This window comes from Actinokineospora sp. UTMC 2448, from assembly GCF_024760565.1.
Lineage (GTDB): Bacteria > Actinomycetota > Actinomycetes > Mycobacteriales > Pseudonocardiaceae > Actinokineospora > Actinokineospora fastidiosa.
This window is the reverse complement of sequence record NZ_CP031087.1, coordinates 6,383,542-6,396,389: the sequence shown is the minus strand read 5'-3', so window position 1 is coordinate 6,396,389 and position 12,848 is coordinate 6,383,542. Positions and strand designations below refer to the sequence as shown.

At 73.1% G+C, this 12,848-nt stretch carries 14 protein-coding genes; 8 read left to right on the top strand and 6 right to left on the bottom strand.

Features of this window, described 5'->3' with window-relative positions:
- Positions 1 to 90: 90 nt before the first annotated feature.
- Positions 91 to 1,623: an alkaline phosphatase D family protein gene (locus tag Actkin_RS29385; protein ID WP_258905043.1), complete on the bottom strand. Its 1,533-nt coding sequence runs from the start codon at positions 1,621 to 1,623 to the stop codon at positions 91 to 93.
- A gap of 111 nt (positions 1,624 to 1,734) precedes the next feature.
- Between Actkin_RS29385 and Actkin_RS29380 the strand changes: the two genes are divergently transcribed.
- Positions 1,735 to 2,622 carry a patatin-like phospholipase family protein gene (locus Actkin_RS29380; protein ID WP_189209551.1) on the top strand — a complete coding sequence of 296 codons (888 nt, stop codon included), beginning with the start codon at positions 1,735 to 1,737 and terminating at the stop codon, positions 2,620 to 2,622.
- Here Actkin_RS29380 and Actkin_RS29375 read toward each other — a convergent pair.
- A complete protein-coding gene (locus Actkin_RS29375) occupies positions 2,606 to 3,106 on the bottom strand; it encodes a GNAT family N-acetyltransferase (RefSeq protein ID WP_258905042.1) in 501 nt (166 codons plus the stop codon). The genes Actkin_RS29380 and Actkin_RS29375 overlap by 17 nt on opposite strands.
- The gene (locus Actkin_RS29370; RefSeq protein ID WP_258905041.1) at positions 3,103 to 4,140 is read right to left on the bottom strand and encodes a toll/interleukin-1 receptor domain-containing protein; all 1,038 of its coding nucleotides are present in this window, start codon (positions 4,138 to 4,140) and stop codon (positions 3,103 to 3,105) included. Before Actkin_RS29370 ends, Actkin_RS29375 begins: the two co-directional genes overlap by 4 nt.
- 209 nt (positions 4,141 to 4,349) lie before the next feature.
- Between Actkin_RS29370 and groES the strand changes: the two genes are divergently transcribed.
- Both groES and groL read left to right on the top strand, forming a co-directional pair.
- Entirely contained in the window at positions 4,350 to 4,643 is a 294-nt protein-coding gene (gene groES / locus Actkin_RS29365; protein WP_189209554.1) for a co-chaperone GroES, read from the top strand.
- Positions 4,644 to 4,724: 81 nt separating this feature from the next.
- A complete protein-coding gene (gene groL, locus Actkin_RS29360) occupies positions 4,725 to 6,350 on the top strand; it encodes a chaperonin GroEL (RefSeq protein WP_258905040.1) in 1,626 nt (541 codons plus the stop codon).
- Between the two features lie 48 nt (positions 6,351 to 6,398).
- Here the strand turns inward: groL and Actkin_RS29355 are convergent, their stop codons facing one another.
- Positions 6,399 to 6,698, bottom strand: a complete 300-nt coding sequence (locus Actkin_RS29355) for a WhiB family transcriptional regulator (protein ID WP_189209556.1) — start codon at positions 6,696 to 6,698, stop codon at positions 6,399 to 6,401.
- A 212-nt stretch (positions 6,699 to 6,910) separates the two neighbouring features.
- On the opposite strand from Actkin_RS29355, the gene Actkin_RS29350 reads away from it, so the two are divergent.
- A complete protein-coding gene (locus Actkin_RS29350) occupies positions 6,911 to 7,879 on the top strand; it encodes a MerR family transcriptional regulator (protein ID WP_258905039.1) in 969 nt (322 codons plus the stop codon).
- Here the strand turns inward: Actkin_RS29350 and Actkin_RS29345 are convergent.
- A complete protein-coding gene (locus tag Actkin_RS29345) occupies positions 7,858 to 8,415 on the bottom strand; it encodes a dihydrofolate reductase family protein (protein ID WP_258905038.1) in 558 nt (185 codons plus the stop codon). The two genes, Actkin_RS29350 and Actkin_RS29345, sit on opposite strands and share 22 nt — an antisense overlap.
- A gap of 269 nt (positions 8,416 to 8,684) precedes the next feature.
- Here Actkin_RS29345 and Actkin_RS29340 point away from each other — a divergent pair, with 269 nt between their 5' ends.
- The 4 genes from Actkin_RS29340 to Actkin_RS29325 all read left to right on the top strand — a co-directional run bounded on the left by Actkin_RS29340 (position 8,685) and on the right by Actkin_RS29325 (position 12,293).
- Positions 8,685 to 9,779, top strand: a complete 1,095-nt coding sequence (locus Actkin_RS29340; protein ID WP_258905037.1) for a hypothetical protein — start codon at positions 8,685 to 8,687, stop codon at positions 9,777 to 9,779.
- 122 nt (positions 9,780 to 9,901) lie between these two features.
- Positions 9,902 to 10,498 (top strand): response regulator transcription factor, encoded by a 597-nt coding sequence (locus tag Actkin_RS29335; RefSeq protein ID WP_018682728.1) that lies wholly within the window; start codon positions 9,902 to 9,904, stop codon positions 10,496 to 10,498.
- 287 nt (positions 10,499 to 10,785) lie between these two features.
- Positions 10,786 to 11,358, top strand: coding sequence for a sigma-70 family RNA polymerase sigma factor (locus Actkin_RS29330; RefSeq protein ID WP_258905036.1), 573 nt, complete (start codon positions 10,786 to 10,788; stop codon positions 11,356 to 11,358).
- A gap of 2 nt (positions 11,359 to 11,360) precedes the next feature.
- Positions 11,361 to 12,293 carry an anti-sigma-D factor RsdA gene (locus Actkin_RS29325; protein WP_189209561.1) on the top strand — a complete coding sequence of 311 codons (933 nt, stop codon included), beginning with the start codon at positions 11,361 to 11,363 and terminating at the stop codon, positions 12,291 to 12,293.
- A 3-nt stretch (positions 12,294 to 12,296) separates the two neighbouring features.
- On the opposite strand, the gene Actkin_RS29320 is transcribed toward Actkin_RS29325, so the two are convergent.
- A complete protein-coding gene (locus Actkin_RS29320; protein ID WP_189209562.1) occupies positions 12,297 to 12,755 on the bottom strand; it encodes a DUF5319 domain-containing protein in 459 nt (152 codons plus the stop codon).
- Positions 12,756 to 12,848 lie beyond the last annotated feature (93 nt).

Sequence of the window (12,848 nt, the reverse complement as noted above, 5' to 3'; positions counted from 1 at the left end):
AAGGCCTTCCGGTCAGGGAACCCCAGTGGTGTGGCTGCCCACTCTGCTCGGAAAGGCCTTTCCCCGTCAATCGCACAAGGTGTGAAGGCCCTACACGCGGTGCAGCTCCGGCTGCCGGTCGGCGACGACGAACGTCGCGGCCGTGGTGGCGGGCGCGTCGGGCGTCCGCACGGCGGCGAGGGTGCGGAAGTCCGCGCGCATCTCGCTCGCGCTGAACCGCGTCCGCACGTAGCCGCGGCGGTTGCTGTAGAACTTCAGGTGCGGGTTCTCCGCCAGCACCGCGGCGTTGTCGGAGTCGTCGCCGTCGCCGCCGGAGGTCACCGAGGTGGCCACCAGCTCCGTCGCCACCCGGCGGGAGTCGGGGCGGTCCCAGGTCTCCAGCACCTCGCCCGCCCAGTGCCGGTGCACGTCGCCGGTCAGCACCACGGCGTTGCGGGTCTGGCCCAGCAGCCCGGCGACGCGGTCGCGGTTGGCCTTGTAGCCGTCCCACCCGTCCATGCTGAAGCCCTCGGCCGGGCCGACGCGCAGGTCGCGCTGGGCGAAGAACACCTGCTGGCCGAGCACGTCCCAGCGGGCGCGCGACCGGCGCAGCCCGTCGGCCAGCCACTGCTCCTGCTCCACCCCGGTGATCGTGCGGGTCGGGTCCAGGCGCTCCTCGCAGCCGACCCGGGTGCCGTCGCCGCAGGCCTGGTCGTCGCGGTACTGGCGGGTGTCGAGCATGTGGAAGTTCGCCAGCGCGCCCCAGCCGATCCGCCGGTACAGCCGCATGTCGATCCCGCGCGGGCGCGCGGTGCGGCGCAGCGGCATGTTCTCGTAGTACGCCTGGAACGCCGCGGCGCGCCGGTCGAGGAAAGCCGGGTCCGGCTGCTCGGGGACCTCGTCGGCCCAGTTGTTCTCGGTCTCGTGGTCGTCCCAGACGACCAGCCAGGGGGCGACCCGGTGGGCGAGCTGCAGGTCGGCGTCGGTCTTGTACTGGGCGTGCCGCAGTCGGTAGTCGGCCAGCGTGCGGGTCTCCGGGCCGACGATCTCGCGCACCTCGTTGGCGCGGGCGGCGTACTCGTACTGGTAGTCGCCCAGGTGCAGCACCAGGCCCGGGTCGTCCTCGGCGAGGCGGCGGTAGGCGGTGAAGTAGCCCGCGCCGAAGTGGGAGCAGGACGCGAAGCACATGGTCAGCGGCGCGCCCATGGTGCCGGGGGCCGGGGCGGTGCGGGTGCGGCCGGTCTCGGTGAGGTGGCCCTGCACGCGGAAGCGGTAGAAGTACTCCGCGTCCGGGCGCAGGCCCGCCACCTCCACGTGCACGCTGTGCGCGGACTCCGGCCGGGCGATCTCGACACCCGAGCGCACGACGTGGCGGAACCGCTCGTCGGTGGCGACCTGCCAGAGCACCGGGACCGCCCGGTCGGGCATGCCGCCGCGCCCGTCGAGCGCCAGCGGCTCGGTGGCCAGCCGCGTCCACAGCACGAAGCCGTCCGGCGACGGGTCGCCGGAGGCCAGCCCCAGGGTGAACGGGTCGGCGAGCCTGCGGCTCGGCGCGGCCAGCGCGGGCGCGCCCAGCACGGTCAGACCGGCCGCGGCCGCGGCCCCGCCCAGCAGGACGCTGCGGCGGGATGGGTGGTGGGTCATCGGGCCTCCCCTTCGGTTCGGGTGTACCGGGAGGCCACGCTGGTCGGCGATGGTGGCCGTGATCCCACATCCGGGTGAGAGCAGAATGAGCGGTCGTTTACCGTCGCGGGGGTGCACGCAGTCCGCGAGATCCTGCTCGCCCGCCGCTCCGGCGCTGCCGACGACGCCCGTGTGGCCCTGGCCATCGAGGGCGGGGCGAGCCGGGGCGCGTACTCCGGCGGCATGGCGGCCGCCCTGGTCGAACTCGGCTTCGGGCACTGCTTCGACGCCGTCTACGGCGCCTCGGCGGGCGCGCTGAACGGCGCGTGGTTCCTCTCCGGCCAGGCCGTCACCGGCGTCCTGGGCTGGTCGGACCCGCTGATCATGCGCCGGGTGACCAACCCGTGGCGCGCCCTCACCGGCGGGCCGGTGGTCGACACCGAGCACCTGGTCGAGCGGATCTACCCGGCCGTCCCGATGGACTTCGCGGCCATCCTGGCCAACCCGACCACCTTCCACCCCCTGGCCACCGACATCGCCACCGGCGCGGCGGTCGACCTGGCCCCGACCATCACCGACGCCGCGTCCCTGCGCGCCGCCCTGCGCGCGTCCACGGCCCTCCCGATGCTCGCGGGCCGCCCGGTCCGCATCGGCGCCCACTCCTACATCGACGCGGGCATAGCCGAGTCCGTCCCGTTCCGCACCGCCGTCGCCCAGGGCGCCACCCACGTCCTGGTCCTGCGCACCCGCCCCGACGCCCCGCTGCCGGTCCCCTCACGCGTGGAGACCTCCGTGGTGACCCGCTACCTCCGCCGAGCCGCCCCCGGCGCGGTCGAGGCGTGGACGACCCGCCACACCCGGGTGACGGCGGACGAGGCCCACCTGGCGGACCACACCGAGATCCTCCAGATCCGCCCACCGGAGGACGGCCCCGAGATCAGCCGCCTCACCCGAGACCCCTTCCTCCTCCGCCGCGCCGTCCGCATGGGCCACCACGCCGTCATCACCGCCCTGGGCTGACCGCCCGGCGCATGCAGACCCGCAGCCTCGGATCCAGGCCGAGGCTGGCCTCCTTGGCGACCTCATCGGCCAGCGCACCCGTCGCGGGCACCTCGACGAACCCCAGTCGGCGGTAATACGGCGCGTTCCACGGGACGTCGCGGAAGGTGGTCAGGGTGAGGGCGGGGAAGTGGTGGCTGGACGCCCAGTGGCCCAGGTGGTCGATCAGCGCCCGCCCGAGTCCGCGGCCGCGGAACTGAGGGTCGGTGCTGACCTGGGCGATGTGGGCGCAGCCGTCCAGGACCTTGGCCAGCAGGTACGCCCCGACGACGTCCTCCTCGCTCACCCACGCCCGACCGCGGTCGGTGAAGTGGGTCAGCATCTCCAGGGACGGCGGGTCGTGATCGGCGATCTCCGGCATGCCGACCTCGCGGAACGCCTGGCCCGCGGCGACCTCGAGCTGCTGGAGGCGGGGGAAGTCGGCCGGGGTCGCTGGTCGGATCACCGGCCCAGCATCGTCCATCCGTGGATGATCCCGACAGCGCTTTCCACGGCGCGGAAGCCCTTCCTGGTCGGTTCCAGCGCCTGCCGCATGGGGACGCTCGCCGCCTCGACCGGGCGGAGCAGGTCGAGGAACTCGGCGCACAGCTCGCCCATGTCGAGGAGGGGCTGGGCGTCGGAGCCGAGCTTCGCCAGGTCCGCGCTCAGCCGGGCGCGCTCGTCGGGCGTGCCGTGGGTCATCGTCAGGTCGCAGTACGCGCGCAGGTTGCCGTCGAGGTCGACCGACGCGGCCTCCAGCGCCATCCCGTACCGCTCCAGCCGGGCGCCGCCGGGGGCCAGCGCCGCCGCCACCTGGCCGACCCGGTCGCGGCGGCGGGCCGGGTCGGCCATCAGGTCGGCCGCCTTCTCCAGCTCGGGCAGGTACTCCTGCATCGCGCGGGTGAGCTCGACCAGGACGCCGACCATCCGCGTCGCGTCCGCCGACATGCGCTCGCCCAGCACGCGCCGGTCCGGACCGCCCGACGGCGTCAGCCGCTGCTCGGCGCGGGCCACGGCCGCGACCAGCTCGCCCGCCAGCCGGGTCATCGTCCGCCGCCATTCCGGCGTCCCCGACCCCGCGATCGCGGCCTCGCGGAAGTCGAACTGCTGGCGGTCGGCGATGATCCGCACCGCCATGTCCGGGCTGTCGGACGTGATCCGGGCGTGCCCCAGCACCACGACCGGCAGCAGCAGGTCGACGACGCCGCGGGTGTGCGCGGAGCTGTAGAACTGCAGCAGCTCCTCGCGGCACCACGGCCGCTCGAAGTAGGTCAGCGTCACCAGGGGCAGGAACACCAGCGCGCCCTCGATCGCCGTGCTGATGCCGGTGCGCCACTCGTCGCCCCAGCCGAGGGACGCGCGGTCGTAGAAGACCTCGATCCGCCTGCCGTGGTCGGCGAAGCAGTAGAACTCCAGGTCCTTGCGGAACGCCTTGACGAACCCCAGGCCCTCGTCGTCGATCTGCGCGTAGCTCAGGAACACGGTGATGGGCGTGGACATGTCGTTCATCACAGGGGACAGCATCGACCACAAACCCGGCGGCGCCGCAAATCGGAAACGCCGAGGGGCTCGTTGCAGCCTTAGCAGTCGCATGGGTAGAGTGCCAAGTGCACGGCACCGGACACCGCCCCGGCACCCGCGACGGCGGGGTGGCAGGGAGCCGTTACCACCTGCCAACGCTTTCAAGACGACCCGTGGAGGTCACAGCGGTGAGCGTCAACATCAAGCCGCTCGAGGACAAGATCGTCGTCCAGGCGAGCGAGGCCGAGGCCACGACGGCTTCCGGCCTGGTGATCCCGGACACCGCCAAGGAGAAGCCCCAGGAGGGCAAGGTCCTGGCGGTCGGCCCGGGCCGCATCGACGACAAGGGCAACCGGGTCCCGGTGGACGTCCAGGTCGGCGACGTCGTCATCTACTCCAAGTACGGCGGCACCGAGGTCAAGTACAACGGCGAGGAGTACCTCATCCTCTCCGCCCGTGACGTGCTGGCCGTCATCAACTAGGACCCAGCCGATCGAGCGCCCCGGGCTCCCCAGTGGTCACACCGGGGACCGGGGCGCTTCGGCTTGTGAAGAGGGAATCCCATGCCCAAGCAGATTTCTTTCGACGAGGACGCTCGTCGGGCCCTCGAACGCGGCGTCAACAAGCTCGCCGACGCCGTCAAGGTCACGCTGGGCCCTCGCGGGCGGCACGTGGTCCTGGCCAAGAAGTTCGGCGGCCCCACCGTCACCAACGACGGTGTGACCATCGCCCGCGAGATCGAGCTGGAGGACCCGTTCGAGAACCTGGGCGCCCAGCTGGCCAAGAACGTGGCCACCAAGACCAACGACGTCGCCGGTGACGGCACCACGACCGCGACCGTGCTGGCCCAGGCGCTCGTGCGCGTCGGCCTGCGCAACGTGGCCGCGGGCGCCAACCCGACGGCGCTCGGCAAGGGCATCCAGGCCGCTGCCGACGCCGTCGTCGAGGCGCTCAAGGCCAAGGCGACCCCGGTCAAGGGCCGCGACAACATCGCCCAGGTCGGCACCGTCGCCTCCCGCGACGCCTCGATCGGCGCGCTGCTCGGCGAGGCCATCGAGAAGGTCGGCGAGGACGGCGTGATCACCGTGGAGGAGTCCTCCACGATGGCCACCGAGCTCGTCGTGACCGAGGGCGTGCAGTTCGACAAGGGCTTCGTCTCGGCGCACTTCGTCACCGACCCGGAGGCCCAGGAGGCCGTGCTGGAGGACGCCTACGTCCTGCTGCACCGGGAGAAGATCTCCGCGCTGGCCGACCTGCTGCCGCTGCTGGAGAAGATCGCGCAGTCCGGCAAGTCCGTGCTGATCGTGGCCGAGGACGTCGAGGGCGAGGCGCTGTCCACCCTGGTGGTCAACGCCCTGCGCAAGACGATCAAGGCCGTCGCGGTCAAGGCGCCGTACTTCGGCGACCGCCGCAAGGCGTTCCTCGACGACCTCGCCGTCGTCACCGGCGGCCAGGTCGTCTCGGCCGAGATCGGCGTGAAGCTGTCCGAGTCCGGCCTCGACGTGCTGGGCAGCGCCCGGCGCATCGTGGTCACCAAGGACGACACGGTGATCGTCGACGGCGGCGGCACCAAGGAGGCCGTCGCCGGTCGGGCCGAGCAGATCCGCAAGGAGATCGAGGCCACCGACTCCGACTGGGACCGGGAGAAGCTGCAGGAGCGCCTCGCCAAGCTCTCCGGCGGCATCGCCGTGGTCAAGGTCGGCGCGGCCACCGAGACCGAGCTGTCGGAGCGCAAGCACCGCATCGAGGACGCGGTCGCGGCCACCAAGGCCGCCGTCGAGGAGGGCATCGTGCCCGGCGGCGGGTCCGCGCTGGTGCACGTGGCCGCCGAGCTGGAGGGCAACCTCGGGCTCACCGGCGACGAGGCCACCGGTGTCGCGATCGTCCGCGAGGCGCTGTCGGCCCCGCTGTCCTGGATCGCCATCAACGGCGGCCAGGAGGGCGCGGTCGTGGTCAGCAAGGTGCGCGAGCTGCCCTGGGGCCAGGGCTTCAACGCCGCCAAGCTGGAGTACGGCGACCTGCTCGCCGACGGCGTCATCGACCCGGTGAAGGTGACCCGCTCCGCGGTCGCCAACGCCGCGTCCATCGCCCGCATGGTGCTCACCACGGAGAGCGCCGTCGTGGAGAAGAAGGAAGACGAGCCCGCCGCCGGTCACGGCCACGGGCACGGTCACGGCCACGGCCACTGACCCGCGTCGAACGAGCGAGGGCCTGTCCGTTGTGGACAGGCCCTCGGTCTATTTGGCCACCGCCAGCGAGCGCTTCTCCGCCTTGATGATGGCCTCGCGTTCGGATTCCGACAGCCCGCCCCAGATGCCGTAGGGCTCGTGGACGGCCAGCGCGTGCTTGCGGCACAGCGACAGCACCGGACAGGCCTGGCAGATCGCCTTGGCCTTGGCCTCCCTCCGGGCCCGCGCAGGCCCGCGTTCGCCGTCGGGGTGGAAGAAGAACGCGCTGTCCATGCCCCGGCAAGAGCCTTCGAGCTGCCAGTCCCACACGTCAGCGTTGGGGCCGGGAAGCCTGCGAGTGTCCGCCATGGTGGCCGCCTCCACGTAGGTAGGACGTTCGGCTGGAGAGTCAATACTCCATTTGGTGCAGTGGATTACACGCTAGAAGCGCGCCAATGCTTGTTCAAGGGTGATCGACTCTTTCGTTCGCCGATTCAGCCGATCGGCATCACCCAGACGACGCAGCGTCATCAGAAGCCCGGGTTGCCGCCCGGCGCGTGTCACCCGACGATGTTGGCGTGGTGACCAGACCCGAGGCGGCCTGCGACTCCGAGCCCCGGCTCACCGTTGCCGCAGTCGCCCGCAGGCTCGGTATCGCGCCCGCCACGCTGCGCACCTGGGACCGCCGCTACGGCGTCGGGCCCACCGACCACACCACCGGACGGCACCGCCGCTACGCGCCCGCCGACGTCCACCGCCTCGAACTCATGCAGCGCGCGCTGCTGCAGGGCGCGTCGCCCGCCGAGGCGGCCGAGTACGCCCTGCGCGCCGCCACCGCGCCCCAGCCGGTCGCCCCGCCGATCCCCCCGGCGCGCGCGGGCCACGGCGGCGGGCGCCAGCTGCTGATGCCCGGCGCCCCCGGCCCCGCGCGGGGCCTCGGCCGGGCGGCGATGGCCATGGACGAGGTGTCCGTCCAGCGGATGCTGGTCGACGCGATCGACGCCGACGGGGTCGCCGCGGTCTGGGACGACGTCATCCGGCCCGTGCTGGCCGCCGTCGGGGGCCGCTCCCTGTACGCGGGGGACTGCGTCGAGGTGGAGCACCTGGTCACCGAGTGCGCGATGGCCGCCATGATCCGGGCGACGCCGCTGGTCACGGCCCCGCGCAACCCGCGTCCGGTGCTGCTCGGCTGCACGCCGGACGAACTGCACAGCCTGCCGCTCTACGTGCTCCGCGCCGCCCTGGCCCGGCGCGGCCTGGGCACCCGGATGCTCGGGTCAGCGGTGCCGCTGCCCGCCCTGATCGCCGCCGTCCGCCGCACCGCGCCCGCGGCCGTCGCGCTCTACGCGCAGGTCCGCGCGCACGCGGACGTGACGACCCTGGTCCACCTGCCCAGGACGCGCCAGCGCGTGCGCCTCTTCGCCTGCGGGCCCGGCTGGCACGGGCTCGACCTGCCCGCGCGCGTCGAACGCCTGGACGACCTGGCGTGCGCGGTCGACCGCATCGAGTCCTTCGTCGCCGGTGAGGGTCAGGACCGCTTCGGCTCGTAGTGCAGGACGGTGATCCCGCACTCGAAGGGCCGCGCGGCCACGAGCCGGAGGCGCCGCGCGCCCTCGGGGAACACCGGCAGCCCTGCGCCGATCGCGACCGGGTTGACGAACAGGTACAGCTCGTCGATCAGGTCCCGGGCGATCATGTCCCGCACCAGCGTGCTGCCGCCGCAGGTGATGATGTCCCCGCCCGGCTCCCGCCTGAGCCCGGCGATCGTCTCGCTCAGGTCGCCGCCAGCGACCACGGCGTTGTCCCACGGCGACTCGGTGAGCGAGCGGGACACGACGACCTTGGGCGTGGTGTTCATCTGGTCGATCGACTCCTGGGTCTCGCCCTCGGGGCCGGACGCCCACGCCGGGATGAACCCCTCGGCGAGCCTGCGGCCCAGGACGATGGTGCCCACCGGCTTCCAGATGGTGTCGGTGAAGGCGGTGAGGTCGTCCGACCACGGCATCGTCAGCCAGTCCAGCTCGCCGCCCGGCCCGCCCATGAAGCCGTCCACGGTGACCTGGAGCTGCAGCTTGACCTTCCGCATGACCGCTTCCCTCCGTCGGGCGACATCGCGCCCAGTGTGCCCGGGACCAGCGGGTGAGCGGACGTGTGCCCGCGGATATAGCGGAGCGCGGGCCCGCGGACCGGCCGTGGTGGCCGCGGAAAAGCCGGGCCACCCGACAGCGGTCGTCGGTCGGTGGGGTCAAACTCCTCCAGATGAGGGATGTTTCTTCCGCCAGCGGTGAAGACCTGTGGTCGGCGGCCTTCGGGGACGCGCCCGATTCGCCCGTTCCTGCTGTGCGGGAGGGGTCGGTGGCGGCCTGGCTCGCGGCGGTCGCGCTGGGCGCGCGCGGGCACTACGCCGCCGCCGCGACGCACCTGGGCCCGCTCGCGCGCTCGCCCGACCCGGTCCTCGCCGCCTTGGCGGCCGCCACCCGCGCGTCGCACCTGCGCCAGGTCGGCGGACACGCGGCCGCCCGATCATGGGACGCCCGCGGACTGCACCGCCTGACCGCGGCGCGCGCCGCCGACGCCGGACCGGACGGGGCGCCCGGGCTGGCCGCGGCTGCCCGGGCGGAAGCGCGGCTCGCCCTGGCCGCGGATGCCCGCGCGGAGGTGCCGCTCGACCTGGCTGCGGATGCCCCGGCGGACGTGCAGCTCGGCCTGGCCGCTGACGGTCGGCGGGAGGTGCCCCTCGACCTAGCCGCGGACGCCCCGGTGGACGTGCGGCTCGGGTTGGCCGCCGACGCTCGGCGGAAGGAACCGCTCGGCCTGGCTGCCGACGGCCAGCGGGACGTCCCGCTGGACCCGGCTGCGGATGTGTGGCGGGACGTCCCGCTCGGGCTGGCCGCCGGTGGCCGGTCAGATGTCCAGCTCGGGCTGGCCGCCGACGCCCGGTCGGACGTGCTGCTCGGGCTGGCGGCCGACGCCGTCGGGCTCGGGCGGGTCGGGGAGGCGCGGAGGCTGGTCGCGCTGGACACCGGGGACGTGAGCCCGCGCTGCCGCGTGCGGCGCTCGTGGCTGCGGGCGGAGATCGAGCTGGCCGCCGGGAACGCCCCCGCCGCCATCGCGCCCGCCCGGGCCGCGCTCGGAATCGAGTTCGGCTCGATCCGGCATCGAGTCAAGAGCGCGATCGTGCTGGGCGCCGCGCTGGCGGCGACCGGCGAACGGGACGAAGCGGAGGAACTGCTTGTCGGCAACTTGCGCATCGCGGCCGACCGCGGCCTCCGCCCGCTCGTCTGGCCCGCCGCCCTCGTCCTTGACCAACTCGGGCATACCGAACGTAAGGAACAAGCTGTCGATGCGTTGCGCTGTGTGCTACGACACTCCGACCCGATCGCCCGCTGTCACGCCGAGGCGTCTCCCTGGGTTCCTACCTGGCTGTTCGCGTCTGCTCCGAACAGGTGACGCGGGGGCGGACGCCGATCGGCATCTTTGTTGACAGATTTACCACCGGATCGGGTCAAGGTTCGGCGCGCAGCGTCCGATAGGGGAATTGGAACGTCACTCGGCTGCAGGAAGGAGTCCCCGTGACGACGGTCTTGATCTGCGACGACCGACGCAGCGTCCGGGAGGGCTTGACCCGCGTCATGTCCGCGGTACCAGGGGTCAGTCGCATCGACTGCGTAGCGCACGGTGACGAGTTGCTCGCCCGTTTCTCCCGTCAGCCGGTGGACGTCGTACTGGTTGGGACCCAGCGCGCCGTGCCGACCGGGGTGGAGGCGACGAGGCGGCTCGTCTCGGCCAATCCGCAGGCCAACGTCATCGTGTTCGGCGCGCCGGACGACGCGGGCAGCATCGCGGCCGCGATCGCGGGCGGCGCCCGCGGTTATCTGCGCTGGGACGCGAGCAGGCCCGAACTCGTCGCCGCGCTCGCGCACACGCTGGCCAGCACCTCGGTGCCCGCGCCGCGCCAGCCCAGCGACCCCGGGGTCCAGCTCACCGACCGGGAGCTGCAGGTGCTGCGCGGCATGAGCCAGGGCAAGAGCAACGGGCAGATCGGCCGCGAGCTGTACCTGTCCGAGGACACGGTGAAGACGCACGCGCGCAGGCTGTTCCGCAAGCTGGGCGTGCGCGACCGCGCCCAGGCGGTCGCCCACGGCTTCCGGCGCGGCCTGGTCTCCTAGGCCGACCCGCGTCGGCGGCGAGCCGTGGGTGCCCGGGTGGGAGCGGGCTCCCACGGCTCGTCGTCTTGTCACCGGCAGTTTTGCCAACCCGAAACTTGCGGACGGCAAGCGGAGCGCTAATGTGTGTCGCTAGTCACGCCACACCGAGCGTGTCGCCCCGCCCGCTCCGACATCTTCACTCCGGCATCTCTGGAAAGACCGGTACGGTGGGCGGCGACAGTCGAGCGACACGCACGTGCGGTGTCTTCGAGTTGGCCACCTTCGTAACGCCAGGGCTGCATTCTGCGATGACCACAACGGGGGACGGACTGGACACCTGGGTAGGTGCCGCCGTCGAGGGCGAACCTCGCGCGGTCGAGCACGTGCTCGCCTCGGTCCGCCCCCTGGTCGTGCGCTATTGCCGAGCCCGGGTGGGCAGGCAGGAACGCTCGTTCGCCTCGGCGGACGACGTGGCCCAGGAGGTGTGTCTCGCGGTGTTGACGGCATTGCCGGGGTACCGCGACCAGGGACGCCCGTTTCTCGCCTTCGTCTACGGGATCGCGGCGCACAAGGTCGCCGACGCCCACCGGGCCGCGAAGCGCAACCGGTCCGAGCCGGTCACCGAGGTGCCCGACGAGGCCGAGACCGACGCCGGGCCCGAGCAGATCGCCATGCAGGTCGAGCTCAGCAAGCGCATGGAAGACCTCCTGCAGATCTTGCCGGAGAAGCAGCGTGAGATCGTTGTGCTACGCGTGGTCGTGGGGCTCTCCGCGGAGGAGACCGCCGAGGCGGTGGGCTCGACGCCCGGAGCCGTCCGGGTCGCCCAGCACCGGGCCCTGGCAAGGTTGCGCAAGACGTTGTCCGCGGAGGAGGTGGTCTGACGGTGGCCGACAGAGGGTGGGACGACGGCCGTGATCCCTTTGACGACCTGCACGTCCTCGACGATCTCGACGCGGACGGCGAATTGATCGACTTCGCCAGGGTGCACGCCGACGACGCCTTCCTCGACGCGCTCGGCGCGTCGCTGCGCGGCGAGGGCGCGCCGGTCGACACCGACGACCTCGCCGACGCCGAGCTGGCCGTGCTGCTGACCTCCTGGCGCGACGAGGTGGACTCCGAGCCCATCGGCGAGCTGGTCGATCCGAGGCTGGCCGTCGACACCGTCGTCGCAGCCCGGGACCGCAAGCAGCGCAGACCCAGGCTGCTCGTGCCGGTCGCGGCCGCCGCCGCCGTGTTCGCCATCGCCATCACCGGCGCGGGACTCGCCGCCCGCAACGCCCAGCCCGGCGACACCCTCTGGGGCCTGACCCAGGTCCTCTACTCCGAGCACGCCCGCTCCGTCGAGGCCGCCGCCGAGGTGCGCGAGGACCTGACGGGCGCGCAGACCGCCCTGGCCAAGGGCGACCTCACCGAGGCGCGGACCAAGCTGATGGAGGCCGGGGCGAACCTCTCCTCGGTCGCCGTCGAGGAGGGCCGCGACGAACTCGCCGCCCGCCACGCCGACCTGGAGTCGCAGCTGCCCGGCGCCCCCGCCGACGGCGTGCTGCCGCCGCCGTCGGCCAACCCGACCACGGCCGCGCCGTCCACGACGCCGTCGCAGACGTCGGACCCCACGGCGCCCACCACCACCGAGCCGACGACGCAGCCGACCACGACCTCGCCGAGCAGCCCGCCGCCCACGACCACGGAGACCCCGAGCTCCACGACGTCGGTCACCACCGGCGAGCCGAAGGTCGACCCGGGCACGGGAACGGCCGGGACGGGAACGGCGGGCACCGGGTCCGCTCCCGCCACCGGCGACGCGACGACTCCCTAGCGCCTAGCGCGCGTTTTCGCTGGCGGTGACCCCGTCGGCGTACCCGCGGCAGTACTCCCAGCTCACGTAGGACGCCGGGTCCGGGTCGTACGCGGGCTCGTGCGGGCGCATCCGGCCGTCGTGCAGCAGCTGCTCCAGGCTCGCCGCGAGCAGCGCCCAGTCGTGGTAGTGCGGCTCCTGGCAGTCGCCGCAGTCCACGACGATGCCGCGCACGCCGCGCGGCTCCAGCAGCGCCTGGTAGACCGCCAGGTCCGACAGGTCGCCCAGCAACTCGGCCCGCTCGGCGGCGCTCATCGGCTCGTCGTCGGCGACCTCGGGCTCGTCGAGGGCGCGGGCGGGGTCGTCCGGATCGCCCGCGAACGGGTCGGGCGGGAGCGCGCCGCCGTGGCCCCGCCCGGCTGGGCGGTCCCACGGGCCGTCGTCGAACGGGTTCGGGGGAACTGCGTCATGGGCCACGACCACGCACGCTACCGGCTGCCCCTGCCCGGTCCCAGATACGATGGGGCAACCGTGCCACCCGCGTGACCTCGGGTCCCGCCGCCACACCCCCGCAGG

Excerpts from the sequence above, each read along its gene's own strand:
- Actkin_RS29385 (WP_258905043.1), bottom strand. The coding sequence starts at position 1,623 with ATGACCCACCACCCATCCCGCCGCAGCGTCCTGCTGGGCGGGGCCGCG.
- Actkin_RS29370 (WP_258905041.1), bottom strand. The coding sequence starts at position 4,140 with ATGTCCACGCCCATCACCGTGTTCCTGAGCTACGCGCAGATCGACGAC.
- groL (WP_258905040.1), top strand. The coding sequence starts at position 4,725 with ATGCCCAAGCAGATTTCTTTCGACGAGGACGCTCGTCGGGCCCTCGAA.
- Actkin_RS29355 (WP_189209556.1), bottom strand. The coding sequence starts at position 6,698 with ATGGCGGACACTCGCAGGCTTCCCGGCCCCAACGCTGACGTGTGGGAC.
- Actkin_RS29345 (WP_258905038.1), bottom strand. The coding sequence starts at position 8,415 with ATGCGGAAGGTCAAGCTGCAGCTCCAGGTCACCGTGGACGGCTTCATG.
- Actkin_RS29330 (WP_258905036.1), top strand. The coding sequence starts at position 10,786 with ATGACCACAACGGGGGACGGACTGGACACCTGGGTAGGTGCCGCCGTC.